14 protein-coding genes are annotated in these 18,886 nt (G+C 41.7%); 8 read left to right on the forward strand and 6 right to left on the reverse strand.

The genetic code is table 11. From position 1 onward, the window contains the following. Positions 1–238: 238 nt before the first annotated feature. The 4 genes from ACM0OW_RS10130 to ACM0OW_RS10145 all read left to right on the forward strand — a co-directional run bounded on the left by ACM0OW_RS10130 (position 239) and on the right by ACM0OW_RS10145 (position 5,265). The gene (locus ACM0OW_RS10130) at positions 239–625 is read left to right on the forward strand and encodes a thioredoxin family protein (protein ID WP_414549925.1); all 387 of its coding nucleotides are present in this window, start codon (positions 239–241) and stop codon (positions 623–625) included. A gap of 212 nt (positions 626–837) precedes the next feature. Next, the gene (locus tag ACM0OW_RS10135) at positions 838–2,925 is read left to right on the forward strand and encodes an NAD(P)H-quinone oxidoreductase subunit 5 (RefSeq protein ID WP_414549926.1); all 2,088 of its coding nucleotides are present in this window, start codon (positions 838–840) and stop codon (positions 2,923–2,925) included. Between the two features lie 328 nt (positions 2,926–3,253). Beyond that, entirely contained in the window at positions 3,254–3,388 is a 135-nt protein-coding gene (locus tag ACM0OW_RS10140; protein WP_414549927.1) for a hypothetical protein, read from the forward strand. 302 nt (positions 3,389–3,690) lie between these two features. Beyond that, the gene (locus ACM0OW_RS10145; protein WP_414549928.1) at positions 3,691–5,265 is read left to right on the forward strand and encodes an NAD(P)H-quinone oxidoreductase subunit 4; all 1,575 of its coding nucleotides are present in this window, start codon (positions 3,691–3,693) and stop codon (positions 5,263–5,265) included. A 171-nt stretch (positions 5,266–5,436) separates the two neighbouring features. On the opposite strand, the gene ACM0OW_RS10150 is transcribed toward ACM0OW_RS10145, so the two are convergent. From ACM0OW_RS10150 to ACM0OW_RS10160, 3 genes are all read right to left on the reverse strand, one after another. Further along, positions 5,437–5,676 carry a hypothetical protein gene (locus ACM0OW_RS10150; RefSeq protein ID WP_414549929.1) on the reverse strand — a complete coding sequence of 80 codons (240 nt, stop codon included), beginning with the start codon at positions 5,674–5,676 and terminating at the stop codon, positions 5,437–5,439. Positions 5,677–5,956: 280 nt separating this feature from the next. Then, positions 5,957–6,466: a phosphate-starvation-inducible PsiE family protein gene (locus tag ACM0OW_RS10155; protein WP_414549930.1), complete on the reverse strand. Its 510-nt coding sequence runs from the start codon at positions 6,464–6,466 to the stop codon at positions 5,957–5,959. Positions 6,467–6,556: 90 nt separating this feature from the next. Next, positions 6,557–7,471 carry a tetratricopeptide repeat protein gene (locus ACM0OW_RS10160; RefSeq protein WP_414549931.1) on the reverse strand — a complete coding sequence of 305 codons (915 nt, stop codon included), beginning with the start codon at positions 7,469–7,471 and terminating at the stop codon, positions 6,557–6,559. A 647-nt stretch (positions 7,472–8,118) separates the two neighbouring features. Here ACM0OW_RS10160 and ACM0OW_RS10165 point away from each other — a divergent pair. The 3 genes from ACM0OW_RS10165 to ACM0OW_RS10175 all read left to right on the forward strand — a co-directional run bounded on the left by ACM0OW_RS10165 (position 8,119) and on the right by ACM0OW_RS10175 (position 15,149). Next, the gene (locus ACM0OW_RS10165) at positions 8,119–9,363 is read left to right on the forward strand and encodes a hypothetical protein (RefSeq protein WP_414549932.1); all 1,245 of its coding nucleotides are present in this window, start codon (positions 8,119–8,121) and stop codon (positions 9,361–9,363) included. A gap of 1,017 nt (positions 9,364–10,380) precedes the next feature. Further along, positions 10,381–13,809 carry a response regulator gene (locus ACM0OW_RS10170; protein WP_414549933.1) on the forward strand — a complete coding sequence of 1,143 codons (3,429 nt, stop codon included), beginning with the start codon at positions 10,381–10,383 and terminating at the stop codon, positions 13,807–13,809. 65 nt (positions 13,810–13,874) lie between these two features. Further along, entirely contained in the window at positions 13,875–15,149 is a 1,275-nt protein-coding gene (locus ACM0OW_RS10175; RefSeq protein ID WP_414549934.1) for a hypothetical protein, read from the forward strand. 36 nt (positions 15,150–15,185) lie between these two features. On the opposite strand, the gene radC is transcribed toward ACM0OW_RS10175, so the two are convergent. Then, positions 15,186–15,917, reverse strand: coding sequence for a RadC family protein (radC, locus tag ACM0OW_RS10180; RefSeq protein WP_414549935.1), 732 nt, complete (start codon positions 15,915–15,917; stop codon positions 15,186–15,188). A 214-nt stretch (positions 15,918–16,131) separates the two neighbouring features. Here radC and ACM0OW_RS10185 point away from each other — a divergent pair, with 214 nt between their 5' ends. Next, positions 16,132–16,608, forward strand: a complete 477-nt coding sequence (locus ACM0OW_RS10185; RefSeq protein WP_414549936.1) for a hypothetical protein — start codon at positions 16,132–16,134, stop codon at positions 16,606–16,608. Positions 16,609–16,660: 52 nt separating this feature from the next. On the opposite strand, the gene ACM0OW_RS10190 is transcribed toward ACM0OW_RS10185, so the two are convergent. Both ACM0OW_RS10190 and ACM0OW_RS10195 read right to left on the reverse strand, forming a co-directional pair. Beyond that, positions 16,661–17,083, reverse strand: a complete 423-nt coding sequence (locus ACM0OW_RS10190) for a hypothetical protein (RefSeq protein ID WP_414549937.1) — start codon at positions 17,081–17,083, stop codon at positions 16,661–16,663. A 134-nt stretch (positions 17,084–17,217) separates the two neighbouring features. Continuing rightward, positions 17,218–18,855 (reverse strand): CTP synthase, encoded by a 1,638-nt coding sequence (locus ACM0OW_RS10195; RefSeq protein ID WP_414549938.1) that lies wholly within the window; start codon positions 18,853–18,855, stop codon positions 17,218–17,220. Between the last annotated feature and the right edge of the window lie 31 nt (positions 18,856–18,886).

An 18,886-nucleotide genomic window follows, 5' to 3' on the forward strand; every position in this document is an offset into this window, starting at 1 on the left:
GCTACGCGAACAAAAGTCAAAAGTTAAAAAGCTGATTATATAGGCTTTTCATTGACTGGGAATAATTAATCTATTTACGCCGTGCTGTACTAGTTTTTTGTCAGAATGAAAATCAACACTGGAATAGTTGCATAATTCATGGTTTCCTCAAAGCTGAATCTGAGGAAATGACCGGCTGGCAAATTCTTGCTACTGATAGCTAGTTTAATATCAAAACCTTATAAATCTTAGAGGCGTCATGGTGTTGTCGGTTAGTGAACGGACATTTACTCAAGAAGTTTTACAATCTCCAATTCCTGTTTTAGTTAATTTTGAAGCACCCTGGTGTGGCCTGTGTCGCATTATTCACCCTCTGTTGTTGCAATTTAATGCTCAATGTGGTGACAAAATTAAGCTAGTAGGGGTTAACGCTGATGATAATTTTAAACTGGCTAACACTTACCGATTAACGTCACTACCAACTTTACTGTTGGTGGAAAATGGCATAATTCGGCATCGTCTAGAAAATTTCCGTGGTAAAGAAGATTTACGTCTGGCTTTAGAAGAAATTAAACTTACTTACAACAACCGTTCTCAAACATACAACAATCTCACAACAGCAGACTTAGAATATCGTTCAGCTTAAGCAAAGTACTTCCTTCCTAGCTGACTGAGTGCTGAGTAATAATTAGACTCAAAAATCAAGATTCAATAACTAGGTCATCGTCCACAAATATAAAACCATGCTTAATTACCCCACCTAATCAGCTTTGAGTGGGGTATTTTATCCTCAAGGGTGTGTGTCACAATTATTAACAGTTCCGCCTTAGTCAAGAATACTAAAAGTAAGCGTCAGTGATGGAAGTAATCTATGAATATGCCTGGCTAATTCCAGTATTTCCGCTTTTAGGGGCGATGCTGGTTGGTCTAGGATTAATCTCTTTAAATCAGGTGACAAACCGCCTGCGACAACTCAACGCTGTATTGATCATCTCCATGATGGCAGCAGCCATGAGTTTATCGTTGGCCTTGCTGTGGAGTCAAATTCAAGGACACGCTCCTTACCTCTATACCCTCGAATGGGCAGCAGCAGGCAATTTTCACTTGAGTATGGGCTACACTATCGACCACTTAACAGCCGTGATGCTGGTGATTGTGACGACGGTGGCCTTATTAGTCATGGTCTATACCGATGGCTATATGGCTCATGACCCAGGATATGTCAGGTTTTACGCCTATCTCAGCTTATTTGGTTCCTCAATGTTGGGTCTAGTCATTAGCCCCAACTTGGTACAGATTTACATCTTCTGGGAACTAGTGGGGATGTGTTCTTACTTGCTGGTCGGCTTTTGGTACGATCGCAAAGCCGCAGCCGATGCTTGTCAAAAAGCATTTGTCACTAACCGGGTGGGTGACTTTGGTCTGCTACTGGGCATCCTGGGACTGTTCTGGGCGACAGGAAGCTTTGATTTTGGTGTGATGGGCGATCGCCTAGCACAACTGGTAGAAACAGGTTCTATCAGCAATTTTCTCGCCATCTTATTGGCGATTTTGGTGTTCTTAGGGCCAGTGGCCAAATCCGCCCAATTTCCTCTCCACGTCTGGCTACCAGATGCAATGGAAGGCCCTACCCCGATTTCAGCCCTGATTCACGCCGCCACAATGGTAGCAGCCGGGGTGTTCCTGATTGCCCGGATGTACCCCGTATTTGAACACGTCCCAGTCGCCATGAACGTCATTGCCTTTACTGGGGCATTTACGGCGTTTTTGGGGGCTAGCATTGCCATGACCCAAAATGACATCAAAAAGGGTCTAGCATACTCCACCATCTCCCAATTAGGCTACATGGTGATGGCGATGGGATTAGGCTCATACAGTGCGGGATTATTTCACCTGATGACTCACGCCTACTTTAAGGCGATGTTGTTCTTGGGTTCTGGTTCCGTGATTCACGGTATGGAAGGCGTTGTTGGTCATGATGCCGTTTTAGCGCAAGATATGCGCTTGATGGGAGGAATGCGAAAGTATATGCCCATCACCGGCATTACCTTCTTGATTGGTTGCTTGGCAATTTCTGGTGTGCCACCTTTTGCCGGTTTTTGGTCAAAAGATGAAATTCTCGGTAAGGCTTTTGAAGCCAGCCCCCTGCTGTGGTTGATTGGCTGGTTAACTGCCGGCATCACCGCTTTCTATATGTTTAGAATGTACTTCATGACATTTGAAGGCAAATTCCGGGGAACGGACGAGAAAATCAAGGCTAAACTCAAAAAAGCCGCCGCTCCACTGATTGTGGAATTAGATTCAGCCGCACTAGCACCTAATTTTGGTCCAGGGGCGATGAAACAAGGAGAATTGGCAGCAAATGCTCATGACTCCCACGAACATCACAGCGATACTCCCCATGAGTCGCCGTGGACGATGACTTTGCCTTTGGCGCTGTTGGCGATTCCTTCAATGTTGATTGGTTTGCTGGGGACACCTTATGCCAATTACTTCGAGGAGTTTATTTTCCCGCCTAGCGAAACCCTCGCCGAAGTTTTGGAAAAAGCTGCTGAGTTCAACCCGACGGAATTTTACGTCATGGCGGGGGCTTCAGTGGGTATTTCCTTGATTGGCATTACCTTGGCTTCGCTGATGTACTTGCGGGGTAAAATTGACCCAGCTGCGATCGCATCTCAAATCAAACCACTTTACGATCTATCCCTCAACAAGTGGTATTTCGATGACATTTACCATCGTGTCTTTGTTCTGGGCTTACGTCGCCTAGCCAGACAAGTGATGGAAGTTGACTTCCGCGTGGTAGATGGTGCTGTTAACCTCACAGGCTTTTTCACCCTCGTTAGTGGTGAAGGTCTGAAGTACCTAGAAAACGGTCGCGCTCAATTCTATGCCTTGATTATTTTTGGGGCGGTTTTGGGTTTAGTGATTGTCTTCGGTGTAACCTAGTTTTTTCAGGGGTGGGCGGCTGTCCGCCCCGACATTATTTTTTATTTCACGCAGAGGCGCAGAGTCGCAGAGAGTTGCGTTTGAAAAGATGACAAGATTTTTGGCATTGCTGATTTTAAATATGAATTAGGTTCGCGCACTAGCGAAGCGAAGCACGAAGTGCGTTAGGCGCAAAGGTAGGAAGAAAATTAAGGTAATTTTGACATTTCATAATTGATATTGGTCTTTCTAGTAGAGATAAATTAGTCGTTGTAGTTTACACAGAACGTCAATCAAATATTGGCATTACTTAGTTGCCGTAAAGCTACAAACGCAGAAAAGAAAATCTATGAACAATATGAACGCTGAACAGTCAGATAGCGAAGATAATGAAATGCTCCCAGAATACGATAATAATCTAAAAATAGCCTATTTTAATGTAGAGCAGATGGCACACTTGCTCTGTGGGAGGCAATTATGGTAGGGGCGGGTTCATAGATATCATTCAACATCAACGAGGATATGAGTAAACCCGCCCTCCTGTGGGGCTGTGAGTTGGTTTTGGAATTTTGTCATGCCCTAAGCACCCTGGCGGTTGCTATAGCTGGCAGTTTACCTGTTGGCGGATAATTCTGGCTTGTAGATGTGGTCTAGGTGACTTGGGACGATGGGGGATTGCCAATTTGATTAAATCAACCTAACAATGAAGGGAAAAGTGCAAAAAAACTGTTACTTAATAACTAGTGACTTTTTGCCAAACATAATTCTGATTGCAGACGAATTGCGATGAATACAGTTAATTTCCCGTGGCTGACGACCATTATTTTGTTACCGATAGCCGCGTCGCTACTGATTCCGATCATCCCAGATAAAGACGGCAAAACAGTGCGCTGGTATTCCCTGATTGTGGGGTTAATAGATTTTGCACTAATTGTTTACGCTTTTTCTAATGCTTACGACTTCTCCAATCCAGATTTACAGATGGTGGAGAGTTACCCCTGGGTGACTCAACTGGATTTAAATTGGTCAGTAGGGGCTGATGGCTTGTCCATGCCTCTGATTATTTTGACTGGGTTTATTTCCACGCTGGCGATTTTAGCAGCTTGGCCTGTAACGTTCAAGCCAAAACTATTTTATTTCTTGATTCTGGCGATGTATGGCGGTCAAATTGCCGTGTTCGCCGTTCAGGATATGCTGTTATTTTTCTTGGTGTGGGAACTGGAACTGGTACCCATCTACTTTCTGTTGTCGATTTGGGGAGGCAAAAAGCGACAATATGCAGCGACTAAATTTATTTTATACACTGCTGGTGGATCGCTGTTTATTTTGCTGTCTGCCCTGACAATGGGATTTTACGGCGATACGGTGACTTTCGATATGCGCGCGTTGGCTTTGAAGGATTTCGCCCTCAATTTTCAGTTAGCCTTATACGCTGGGTTTCTGATTGCTTATGCAGTCAAGTTGCCGATTATTCCCCTGCATACGTGGCTACCAGATGCCCACGGTGAAGCTACAGCCCCCGTGCATATGTTGCTAGCCGGGATTTTGCTGAAAATGGGCGGTTACGCCTTAATTCGCATGAATGCCCAAATGCTGCCCGATGCCCATGCTTATTTTGCCCCTGTGTTAGTGGTTTTGGGGGTAGTAAATATCATCTACGCCGCCCTGACATCTTTCGCCCAGCGCAACCTGAAGCGAAAAATTGCCTACTCCTCAATTTCTCACATGGGGTTTGTCCTGATTGGGATTGCTTCGTTCACCGATTTAGGATTGAGTGGCGCAGTTTTACAAATGGTTTCCCACGGGTTGATTGGGGCGAGTTTGTTCTTCCTTGTGGGGGCGACTTATGACCGGACACACACCCTAATGTTAGATGAAATGGGTGGTGTTGGTAAGAGGATGAAAAAGATTTTCGCTCTGTTCACGACTTGTTCAATGGCTTCTTTAGCATTGCCAGGAATGAGCGGTTTTGTTGCAGAATTAATGATCTTTGTCGGCTTTGCCACCAGCGATGCTTATAGCTCCACTTTTAAAGTTATCGTGGTGTTTTTGATGGCTGTTGGAGTAATTTTAACTCCAATTTATTTACTGTCGATGTTACGCGAAATTTTCTATGGTGAAGAAAACGAAGAATTAGTTTCTCACCAAGCTTTGATTGATGCTGAACCCCGCGAAGTGTTTATCGTTGCTTGTTTGTTAGTGCCAATTATTGGGATTGGGTTTTATCCCAAGTTACTAACTCAGATGTACGACGCGACAACTGTACAGTTAACAGCAAGGTTGCGTGATTCTGTGCCGACTTTAGCACAGCAAAAAGAAGTGCCTCAAATTTCTTTGAGTGCGCCGGAACTTGTTCGTTAATTAACGCTAGTTTAAATTAATGTTTCTCTTGGAGTGGGTTTTTTAACCCGCTCTTTTTTGTTAACGTGAGTTCGATAACCTCTCCCCAACCCCTCCTCGCAAGCGAGAAGGGGGTTGGGGTGGGGTTCAAGTACCTACTAAAGTAGAAAACGCGTTCGCTGTTCTTTTTTATTACATTTTCCCGTGCTGCATTACTTGTTGCAGATGGTGGCGAACTTCTTGCGCTTGTTCTACTTCCGATTGTCGCAATTTTTGAAATAATTCTACACAGGGCTGAGAGTTAATTTCCTGTGCATCTTTGATGTAGCAATCATAAGCTTTTACTGCTTCCGCTTTATTGTGCAGTACAGTGATAAAGTCATACTCTAGGTTGCTAATTGGTTGTTGTGATTGTCCGTTACCTGTAGCCATAATTTTATTCTCCTTGAGGTGACTAATTAATTTTTACTCATCCTCAAAGATTTATTCATCTCTCCAAAAGCGTAGGAAAAGATACGCCTAAAAGAACTTTTACACGGTGTTTTAAACTTCCTGGTTTTTGGATAATATCTACCACCTAGCAGATGCGTCAAAGCCTTTTTACTGGTAAATTTTGGCTATAGATATAAGTAAGTCAGCTAAAGCCTCTACATCTGTGGTTGATGATTTTTTCAGCTAAAAACAATCGATTATCGTCATATTGATGCGAATTCTAGAATCCATGCTCATCTTGCCTTTCTATACCTTCTAAATGGGTAATAGGGCAAAATTTTGTGTTAGCACTCATGCAATCCATGTGTGGTATTTTGGCACATACAAGTAGTAGAGTAGCCAAAACAAGCAGCAAACCACAAATTGCTGCTGTTTGAATCCAAGAAGTCTCCAATACTCCGTGAACTACTACTTCCCGTAAGAGTGATACAATAGTGACTTCAACTGCTACCCCCACTGAAATACTATGTTCTTGCAAGTAGACCATGAGTAGCCGAAATAACTCGACCAAAATTAACACAAATAATACTTTAGCCGTCACAAGTTTATAATCTAGTGACTGTACGATGTCCATAAATATGCCCCACAACTGGATCAGCATGACGGCAAACAAACCCAAACACAAGACAATCACAATCAAGTCTTGGAAAGCTTCCATGTTGCGAACAATTGTGTGTCTATCCAGCCAGCGATCGCAAAATAAAAATCGACTCTTGGAACGCTTGTACATTTACTTTTCTATTTCCATCTGGTCAAGTTCCGACCATACTAGTTATTCCACCTATTAATCTCATAATATGTAAAATTAATAAATTGCGCCTCAGCGAGGTTGGTAATTTAAATTTTGTGCCTGTTGCAACAATTGTTCGGCATTTTTAGCCCATTGGGAATTACCTTGAATATTGTATAAATCCCTGGCATATTGTAAAACTTGCGTTGCTTGTGCATACTGCTGCTGCTGCATAAAAACCAACCCAGCCCCATAATAAGCATTGGGATAATTAGCATTAGCTTCGGCTGATTGTCTAAAAGCTGCTAATGCTTCTGTTAGTTTGCCTTGATTAAACAAAATTGTCCCCAGATTATAATGAGCTTCTGGATATTTGGGATTAATTTTAATTGCTTGGCGAAAAGCATCTCTAGCTTGATTAATTTTACCTTGCTGGAGATAAGACATTCCTAAATGATAAGGAGCTTCTGGGGCATTTTTACTATACTCCATAGCTTTTCTAAAAGATGCGATCGCTCTATCCCAATCTCGTTGCTGTTGTCGTGCTAATCCCAAGTTATAGTGGGCAAAACCCAGCTTTGGTTCCAGTTCTAAGGCGCGTTCTAAGTAATCAACTGCTTGCTGTAAATTATTTCCTTCTAATAATGCTCCACCTAAGTTAGCAAAGGCGGGAGCAAACTTGGGATCAGCTTGTGTGGCTTGATAAAAGGCATCAGCCGCCGGCTTTAATTGCCCTGTTTGTCGCAGTGCTAACCCTAAATTATAATGGGCTGCTGCCAAATTTGGCTCTAGTTGAATTGCTTGCTGAAAAGCGGCGATCGCATCTGGTATTCTTCCCGCCTGAATTGCCTGTAAACCTTGATTGAGCAAAGTTGTAGATGTTGGTAAACTATATTGGGCTAATAAAGTTGTAGAGTAACTGGGTAATGGCAAAAGCATACTTTCACCCAGCATTAATAAACTTACTATCCCCATAATTTGGTATTTATAGAATGATAATCCCATTAATTTTTTCACTTGAAACAGTTTGATTAAATATTTTCTACTTCAGGATATTTTTACAAAAATTCAAAATTTGTATGCAGATTTATGTGACTAAATATTGTTTTAACATAATTTTTACGACCAAATAAAATTTGCTAGACTGTTGGTGAGATGATTGGCACAACTGGGACAATGTATCTGCATATCACCAGCAGAGATGCAAAACTTGATTATTGGTTTTTTCCCATCAGCGTATGACAATCTCTAAAATGTTTTTTCCAGGCAATAGTAATATTTGCTACAGCAAGCATAGTTAACAATGTGTATTTAGCAACGTGTATTGACATCTGTCTGATATATTGACTAAATATAGGACTACTATTTGATTTTTGTTGGCGTAGCCTGCGCTTTGCGCTTACAAACCCTACTGGACTTAACTTTTTTGATAAATTAACCTGGATTTCTATCTTACTCAAGACAATGGGAACATTGTATGATGATTAGACTGTTTTGAGATGTATCTAATTTGTCTGCCCTCCATAAAAGTACAGAGTTATTTTCCCCTAATTATTTCGTTAGATGTAGAAATGATAATTTTCCCACATGACTGGGGATAGGTTGTCTTTCTTTACTTGCATACTTTGATTGAGCAGCTATAAAAAAACAATATGCTTAACAAAATTCGCCGTTTCTGGAGTCATTTTTTTAATAAGTCTAGAAAAATCAATAATGAACCACTCAATAAAGTGAGTTTGGTTGTCCTGATTGTGATTGATATCTTTATATTAATCAATGTTTTTACAGGATTAGATGATATTAGTAGATGGTATATCAGCCCATCACAGGCTTATCCCTGTTATTCCCAATGGCAAAATTACAAAAGTCAAACTACTACAGGTAAAGACTACGAAATTATCCAAAGTTCATTGTCTGGTAGATATAATGAACTGAGTCAAGAGCAAATTTACCAACAAACTCAAGAGAGACATCTGGGTAAGGTTTCGCCAACGTGCTTGCAGTATGCTAAATATCAAGATCAGATTAATATCCCCCCAAACCAGCAAATTATCCAAAATATTGAGCAGAAGCAAAGTCAGATTGCTCAGTTGGAACAAAGCAATAGCAATATTCGTAGTCAATATGACTCCACACTTTTAGAAAAAATTGCTGGTCAGTCGCGGGAACAATCAATTAATCTAGTCGGTGCGGAAAAGGCTAAACAAGAGTTAGACCAAAATAATCGTCAAATTTCTATACGGAAACAAGAAATTTCTAGTTTAAAAAATCAACTGCTTGCTAAACCGGAAAGTATTAATTTTTTAAGCTTTCTGAAAGATGATAGTGATTTTAATCAAGTTAAAGCAAATTATCAGCAAGCGTCTTTTTGGTATCCAAGTATCCAACTAGTTTTTCAGTCCCTATTTCTTGTTCCACTGATTCTGGTGGCCTTGTCGGTTCACAACTTTGCTCAACGCAGAGAATATGGACTAGTCTCCCTGATTAGTTGGCATTTGCTGGTGATCTTTTTTCTGCCGCTAATTTTCAAAGTCTTTGAATTTCTACAAGTTGGTGTATTATTTACATTTATCTTTGATATTCTTAATACTCTTTTAGGTGGGTTGCTATTCCTGATCAGTTATGTTTATATTTTACTGATCCCAGTTGTGGGTTTTGGAATTATCCAACTTTTCCAAAAAGTTATCTTGAATACTAAAGCACAAGCAGTGAGAAGAGTTCAAGACTCACGCTGTATTAACTGTGCTAAAAAAATTCGGCCGCATGATACATACTGTCCCCATTGTGGATATTACCAGTATGTTGAATGCCCAAACTGCCATAATCTGACTTACAAGTATCTCTCTCACTGTCATCATTGTGGGACTGTGCAAGATGATAGTCATCATCACGTCTAATTGGCGATCGCTATCCTTACATCTGTTTTCATGTATTTGAACCACATCTGTCGTAGGGGCGCAAGGCCTTGCGCCCCTACCGTGTGGTCTATTTACCTGAAAATACCTGTAAGTTGGTCAGATTGGCAGTTTTATGGCTAAAGCTACGAAGTTTTACCCTGATCAGGGTGCTGATAAATTAAACTGTGTTAAATAATGTTAGATAATGTTAAATTGAGCAAACTATGTCGTAGCCAGGGGTAAATTTGTGACTATTAACCTGTAAATATTTACGTTTTCTTACTTAATCAACTACAAAATTATCTTTTTTTAAGGATGCAAATAACACAAATTTTGTTTATTGTCAATAAAATTTCTGGGGGCTGCAAATTTTTCCCTCGTGATCATCTGGGCAAGAATAATTGGGAAATTATGCTATAGTTGAGGACTTTTGCGGCGGGAGGATAAGCGATCGCCTGTGGTCTTGGCTAGAGTCAAATATGCTACGTGTCAACCACAATAAATTAAAGATGCCACTGCTACTGATCTGAGTTACGATGCGAATTATAAGTTGGGAAAATTTGTGTGTCTTATACTATACTTTTCCTTAAAATATTATTGATTGTAGGATCACTTACTATATCATTCCCAGCGTAAATAAAATTTACCTGCACGTGTTAGTGCAGCTGCTGCAACGGGAAAACTTAAATATGTAGCTAAACGTGGTTTTAGCAGTCAGTTTTGAACGCTATATCTATTATGAGACAGTTCTGACAGGAGATAAAAAAAAATTGGCAACCGATGATTAACTCTGTCACACTACGACTAACTCGGCAAATTGCACTGCCCTAGAGCAATTGGCCATCTGCACAAGCGATTGAGTCTAATTAGTGTGAGTAAATATTTTGACATTCAGCACTTATGTAGCAAAATAGCTTTATTACTCAAAATGCTCTGCTCTTACCTGACTCAGAAACATTTCCACCTAATACTTCGATTATTCTTTATCCGACTGCCGTTGCTGCAGGAAAGCAGTGCATGAAATCTCAAGTAAACAGTAAGCCTAAAATTTTAGTTGTTGACGACGAACCCGACAACCTTGACTTGCTCTACCGCACTTTTTGTCGCGATTATCAGGTGCTAAGAGCTATCTCTGGCCCGGCGGCACTGGATTTGCTAGAGCAAGAAGGAGATGTTTCTGTGATCATCTCAGATCAGCGAATGCCGATCATGAGTGGTACAGAATTTTTAAGTCAGACAGCAACTCAATATCCAGATATTATTCGCATTATTTTAACTGGTTATACTGACGTTGAAGACCTAGTTGAAGCAATTAACTCTGGTAAGGTGTTCAAATATGTCACCAAACCTTGGGAATCGGACGAACTCAAAGCCGTAGTCCGACAGGCGCTAGATACCCATAACGTCCTTAAAGCCCGCACCCGCGAACTAACACGCACCCTCCGCCGGGAATCACTGCTGAATGCAGTGACAAATACCATCCGCAGCGCCCTAGATTATCGGCAAATTTTACAAACAATTGTGAATACAGTGGGTGATCTTTTGGAGGTGGACGTTTGTCTCTTACGTCCCTTTCAAGATGGGCAATTGATAGATGAAGGATTCATCTACCAGAAAGTTGTTTCCTCATCCTCCCATCCCCCCATACCCCCCGTCTCTGTTCTAGCTCACACTGTTTGGGAAACTCGCGAAGTTCAGGTAATTTACGATGTAGCCGGTGATCAGCGCATTCATGGGGAAACATCCGAACTTTATCAACGATCTGAAGCTTTTGCTACAGCGAACATCTGTTCTAGTTTGATCGTACCCCTGATTTGTCAACAGGAATTGATGGCAGTCTTGGCCTTACACCAGTGTTTTCAATCTCGATCCTGGGATAAGGATGAAATACATCTGGTACTGATGGTAGTGGATCAGGCAGCCTTAGCTTTGTCTCAATCTTATGCCTACGAGCAGGTACGCGCCCTTGCAAAGAGAGAATCTTTAATTAATACCATTACAACGGCGATTCGCTCTAGCTTAAATCCGCAAGATATATTTGCAGCTATTACTCAACAATTGGGACAAGCCTTAGAAGTTAATGGCTGTATGTTGTCTTTATGGGGAGAGGAAGATGAGTTTGTCGATTGTGTGGGCTTGTATAATAGTTCTCTCAATCCTGAAAAGCCAGTTGTAAACAGTCATGTCTTGGCCAAGCGGGTAGCAGCAACACTAGCACCGATTGAAAAGAGTCCGATCCTGCAAGAAATTTTGCGGACACAGGAGCCAGTAGTAATTAACGATATCAGCGATTGTGCTTTAGAAATTAAAGATGTCGATTTGCCTTTGGATATTCCAGCGCGATCGCTCATGGTAGTTCCCCTACTGGCTGATGGGAAATGTAACGGTAGTATTACTCTCCAAGAAGGTAGTAAAATACGTAAGTGGTTAGCATCCGATATTGAACTAGCTCAAGCAGTAGCAGCTCAAGCGGCGATCGCCGTGCAGCAATCACGCTTATACCAAAAAACTCGTGAGCAAGCCGAGCGCTTGTTACAACTAGATAAACAAAAAACCGAATTTTTCCAAAATATTTCCCATGAATTCCGCACTCCCATTACCTTAATTCAAGGGCCTTTAGAGTCTGCGGTAGCGGCTGGGGAAGGATTATCTAATCAACAAAGTGCGATCGCCCTGCGGAACTCCCGCCGCCTATTAAGACTGGTAAACCAACTACTAGATTTACAACGCCTCGATGCTGGCAAGATGCAACCCAGTTTCCATCCCTGTGATTTAGTCGAATTTGTCAACCAAATTGTAGAATCATTCCGTCCCTATGGTGAAAAGAAGGGACTGTATCTAGAGACTGAAATGAGTGAATGTCCTCAAGTCTACTTGGACATGGAAAAATTTGACAAAGTAGTGTACAACCTGCTGTCAAATGCTATGAAGTTCACTCCTGAAGGTGGCACAATCACCGTCAAGTTGCAATTAACAGATAGCCATTGCAAATTGCAAGTACAAGATACAGGAATTGGTATTCCTCAAGCACAAATGCCCCAACTATTTGAGCGCTTTCGTCAAGCCGAAGGTGCAGAAAATCGCTCCTATGAAGGTAGTGGTCTAGGTTTGGCTTTAGTCAAAGAATTAGTGGAAATGCATGGGGGCAAAGTCACTGTAGACTCAGTTTATGGAAAAGGTACAACTTTTACTCTCTGGCTGGTTACGGGCAATTCTCACTTACCTATAGAGCAAGTAGTAGAAACTCCTCTGGCATTAAATACAGCTCGCGCCAAAGTAGAATTAGCTGATTTAGAATTGATCGAAACAACCACAGAAAATATTGAAAATATTACAGAAAACCTATTATCAGATTCAGACAAACTACACACTATTTTGGTTGTAGACGACAATCCTGATTTGCGGAACTATGTATCTGATATACTGCGCCGCAACGGTTATCGAGTTGTCACGGCTCGTAACGGCTATGAAGGATTCAGTAAAACTCAAGAAATTTTACCCAACTTGATAGTTACTGATTTAATGATGCCGATGGTGACAGGATTAGAAATGATCGGGATGATTCGCGATCAGGATAATTTAAAAGGCACACCAATTATTTTACTCACAGCCAAAGTCGATGAAGAAACCCGCATTGAAAGTACAGAACATGGCGCGGATGCTTATTTAGCAAAACCATTTAATGATCGGGAACTTCTGGCAGAAGTGAGAAATCTTTTAGCATTGAAAGCCAATGAACGACGGGTTTTAGAACTAAATACTTACCTCACAGAATCCGTGCTTAAACGGTTTTTGCCGGCTGTATTGGTGAAAAGAGCCGCCGCCGGCACTTTAACTCTTGATTTGCGCCCAGAACCACGCTTGATTACAGTTTTATTTAGTGACATCGTGGGTTTTACCCAGCTATCAAATACTCTCAGATCCCGACGAGTGGCAGAGTTGCTGAATGAATATTTAGAAAGCATGACCAAAGTTGTGTTTAGTAATGGTGGTACTGTAGATAAATTTATGGGAGATGCCATTTTAGCTTTATACGGAGCGCCAGAAGAACTCACTCCAAACGAACAAGTACGTCGGGCTATCAGTACAGCCAGAGCCATGCAACGCTCACTAGTTAAGTTAAACAAGCGCTGGCAAGAGCAAGGTATCTTTGAAAATCACGAAGATGCAGGCGTACAGTTTCGCTGTGGTATCCACCAAGGCACAGCAGTTGTGGGGATGTTTGGTAGTGCTGAACGTGCCGACTATACAGCTATTGGTCCGAGTGTGAATATTGCTGCTAGGTTACAAGCTGCGGCTATTCCCGGTACTATTCTGGTTTCTGCGGCTGTGGCAGATTATTTACAAGAAGAAGAAATTACTAAAGGTAGTCCGTTAAAACTGAAAGGCATCGATGAAACAGTTCTCACCTTTGTTGTTACACCAGAAATGATGGCTAGTCGCTAAGATAGAAACTGAATTTTGCTCATTGCTCATGCTGCAAAATTTCCGAATCATTCTTGGGTTCAAATATGACATCATCGGTTACTGACAAAACGCCAATCCCAGCCAATGAACGGAGACGACACACAGATCCACCAAGTTTATGGATTGCGATCGCTATCAGTTCCGTTTCCTTGCATTTGCTGGTTTTCTGGTTTATGCGCTCATCTAATGTCTTTAAACCGTGGTTTCCTGAGCAAAACCAAACTATTGTTCCTATTGAATTTATCGAAATTTCTCCCACAGCAGAATCGCCAGATAAATCTAACTTAGAAGCTGAAATAGTCTCACCGAAATCATCAATATCGGCTCAAGAGTCTGCATCAGCGCCTTTACCAGAAACTTCTGTTGCACCAATTACACCTAGTTATCAGGACACTGAAACGATAAATTCTGATGCTAGTCTCTTCCGTGAAAGTGAAAGCACAATAGAAGCTTCTCCACCTGAAACTCCAGTTTTGCCGGAAGAAACCGTTTCAACACCAGTACCAACGCCAGTACCAACGCCGACACCAACAATTCCAGTCGGGGATCTCCCTTGGAACCGTCGTCAGGAAGTTGTACTAGGGCAAGGACAGGCACTACCAAGCGATATTCCATCTATTTCTTCCGAACTACCAAAACTTTCTGAAGCTGAACAAGCCGAAACGGCACGCATTCTGGAAGAGGAGGCTTTACCCACACCCACCGGCGAAACTGCTAACACTCCCGAAGAGGAAGCTTTACCTACACCCACCGGCGAAACTGCCAACACTCCCGAAGAGGAAGCTTTACCTACACCCACCGGCGCAACTGCCAACACTCCCGAAGAGGAAGCTTTACCTACACCCACCGGCGAAACTGCCAACACTCCCGAAGAGGAAGCTTTACCTACACCCACCGGCGCAACTGCCAACACTCCCACAGAGACAGGAGTGAGGGTGACATTTACTCCAGTAAATAAAACTGAAGTAGATCAATTAATTCTAGAGGGTAGAATCAGGCCAGATGGTCTACCCGATGTTCTCGCTGTACACAAGGGAAATAATACCAAAAATTTAGAGTTAAGCTATATTCCTGGGGATTCGGCAATTGAGCCGGTACAGTTACTAGCTAGCTTAGTAATTGATCAAAATGGCAACTTTCAACAAGCTCAAGTTTTAGAAATAGAACCAGCGAGATTACAAGATAAAAGAAGCTTATATGAGCAAGTTGTCAACAATTTTTTCATCAATGATCGGTTTTTGCCAGCACAGAATAACGATGGCACAAGACCAGAGTTGAGTAATCTGTTTATCCGCATCACCATTCAACCTGTTAATTGAGTTTGTAGAGAGGACTAAAGTCCTGACTACAAACCATCAATCAGCTTGGGGAGATTCATCCCATAACTTTGTAGTTTCACGTAAACTTTGGTGATTACCATTACCCAGAATTAAATGATCTAATAACGGGATGCCCAAAAGCTGCGCCCCTGCTAACAATTGACGCGTTAATTCTATATCTTCTTCGCTAGGTTCTACGTTACCTGAAGGGTGATTATGAGCAATAATTGCCCTTGTTGCTCCTTGACGAATGATTTCTCGAAATATATCACGGGGAGATGCTAAGGTTTCTGTGGCAGTCCCAATGGTAATTACTTGGGTTCCCAATAAGCGATTTTTGACATCTAATAGCAGCACTGCAAAACGCTCTTGACTTTGCCACATCAGGTCTTGACTAAGGGCAGCCGCAGCTACAATGGGGTTATCAATGGGTGTACTGTCTGAGGGACGAAATTGAAAGGCACGTTTCCCCAGTTCAATTGCGGCTAATATGGTTGTGGCTTTTGCTGGGCCAATACCGGGAATTTGCATTAATTCCGCCGGGGTGACTTCTCGAAGGACAGCTAAGGGGTCACGTTGGTGTTTACTAAGTTCCTGTAATAAATACTGCCCTAAACCCACGGCTGAAAGTTTTCCCGGCCCTTGACCAGTCCCTAACAGAATTGCAATTAACTCAGCTGTGGCTAAAATTTTGGGGCCGTGGGTCATTAAACGCTCACGCGGACGCTCATCCGTGGGGATATCGGCAATTCTGAGACAGTAGGTCATAGAGTAACTAAGAGAATGGTCACTTAGATAGAACTATCTTTATTTATCCCTTGTTTGCTCTGCAAATCATCCTCAGATGAAAAAATCTTTAATTCTTTACTGGTTGCGGCTGGATGTGATTCCCTCTAGCACGGCGTTGCAATTATTTAATGCGATCGCCTAGCTAAATTATACTTAAATTGGGTATATTAAAAGTATATAAAAGAGCATTAATATGTCGGAAAATATTGATAAAACCACTGATTTAACCCAACAGTGGTTAGCCGAAATCCAAGTCCTCAAGCAACAACTCTCAGAACAGCAACGCGATCGCGATATGGCTTGGGAAAGCGCTGAAAAATGGCGTAAGCTTTATAATACTGAAGCTGAACAACGTCGGACAGATGCGAATTTAGCCCAACAGGCGATCGCTTCTCTGAAGACAGAGATCCACCAACTCAATGGACTGGAATCAGGTATACTCATTGATGGGAAAGCCAGCACAGCCGCCCACGCAGAAATTCAACAAATCCAATCATTGGAAGAGTTGCAAGGTAAACTAATTGCAATTATGAAAGAACGCGATCGCCTATTGCAAGCCTTAAAAACTGAACAAGAGAATCACTCCCTAACCCGTAATAACCTCACTACAGCTTTGGGTGATGCTATTGATGGCTTGACAAGAGAGAGAGATTGTGCATCTGAAAAATGAATATATCAAGACGTGATGAATCGCGTCTCTACAAAGGTTTTATTTTCCGGCTTCAAGAAAAAGAATACCCGGTTGATTTTTGCACAAAGTTTAAAACTTTTTCATAGGATTCGGGATTACTGGCGGGATTGATAATAATGGGGATAGTACCATCAGGTAACCAAAATGTTATCCTGCCATTAGCTTCTTGACAAAAAGAACTGATACAGGTGAGGTTAACTATATATTCATTTTGCTCATAAATTATTTTTACCCACTGGGCATTTTCTAGTTCTAAGCCGGTCACAAATTCTAAATATTCTAGAAGTTTCTGATAGTCTTCTAAATTAGTCTGCGGATTCAGCACAATAGGAATAGCACAATCAGGCAACCAAAAAGTTACCCTGCCGTTCTTTTCATAACAAAAAGCATTCACACGGTCAAGATTGACTATATACTTTCTCCTATCGTAAAGGATTTTCACCCAGTACGCCACAACATCTCCTGAAGTTTGAAGTTTATAATGATGCACCCTATATATATAACGGAAATTATCCTCCAATCCTAAGTTAATGTTGCTGAGTACTCATTCAAAACTCAAAAAAATGATTTTCTTGAGTTTTGAATTGTTTAAGAAACCTCTACTGGTGTTGGTAAGTTAGACATAGGGTGAGTCCGGTTAATTGCAGCTGCCATAAATCCTTTAAATAAAGGATGAGGAGTGCTAGGACGCGAATGAAACTCTGGATGAAATTGACAAGATAAAAAGAATGGATGCTGGGGAAATTCGACGATTTCTACTAAACGTCCATCGGGGGAAGTTCCACTGATCACATAACCAGATTCTAACAACATATTACGGTAATTATTGTTAAATTCATAGCGATGGCGATGACGTTCATTAACTACTTCTGTTTGATAAAGATTAGCAGCCATAGTGTTAGGAACAAGATGACAAGGATAGAGTCCTAATCGCATGGTTCCGCCCAAATCAACCACATCTTGCTGTTCTGGTAACAGGTTAATTACTGGATACTTAGTGTCCGAATCAAATTCAGAACTATTAGCATCAACTAATCCTTCTACATTTCTCGCCCATTCAATTACGGAACATTGCATTCCTAAGCATAAACCTAAGAAGGGGATTTGGCGATCGCGAGCATATTTAATGGCTGCAATTTTACCGTCTACCCCCCGCACACCGAAACCTCCAGGGACTAAAATACCATCAACGCCGGCCAAATAAGTTTCGGGTGATTCGTTTTCTATATCTTCGGAGTTCACCCACCGTAAACGTAAATCCCCATAAGTAGAAATAGCCGCATGACGCAACGCCTCGACAACAGACAGATAAGCATCACTTAACCGCACATATTTCCCAACAATGGCAATTTCTACAGTATACTTAGGACTGTATAAGCGTTCTACCATTGTTTGCCATTGCACCAAATTCGGTTGGCGTTGTTCCATTTGCAGCAAATCTAAGACTTGCTCTGCCAGTCCTTCCCGTTCTACAATTAACGGTACTTCATAGATACTGCTGGCATCTTGGGCGGTGATTACACATTCTTGGGGAACATCGCAAAATTCTGATAACTTGCGTTTTAAGCCCAGAGGTATGGCGCGATCGCACCGACAGACTAAAATATCTGGTTGAATGCCAATTGATCTCAATTCTTTCACAGAATGCTGCGTTGGCTTAGTTTTCATTTCCCCAGCCGACGCTATCCAAGGAATGAGGGTAACGTGCATATACAATACATTTTGCCGTCCCACTTCCTTACGTAACTGACGAATGGCTTCTAAAAATGGTAGTGATTCAATATCCCCCACCGTACCACCAATTTCCGTAATTAACACAGAGGGATTAGTCTCTTGAGCAACACTCAGAATCCGTTCTTTAATTTCGTTGGTAATATGGGGGATAACCTGGACAGTACCGCCATTATAATCTCCACGTCGCTCCTTATTAATTACCGCTTGGTAAATTGAGCCAGTGGTAACACTGTTCAAACGCGACATTGAGGTATCAGTAAAACGTTCGTAATGTCCCAAGTCTAAATCTGTTTCCGCACCATCTTCGGTAACAAAAACTTCTCCATGCTGAAAAGGACTCATTGTACCTGGATCGATATTAATATAAGGGTCGAGTTTCAAAATCGACACCGAATAATCTCGCGATTTGAGTAAACGTCCTAGACTTGCTGCTACAATGCCCTTGCCAATACTGGAAACTACACCTCCAGTTACAAAAATAAATTTAGTCATAGTATAGTATTTTGAATTTTTAGCAACTTCT

This window comes from Anabaena sp. CCY 0017 (assembly GCF_963920885.1).
Classification (GTDB): Bacteria; Cyanobacteriota; Cyanobacteriia; order Cyanobacteriales; family Nostocaceae; genus Nodularia.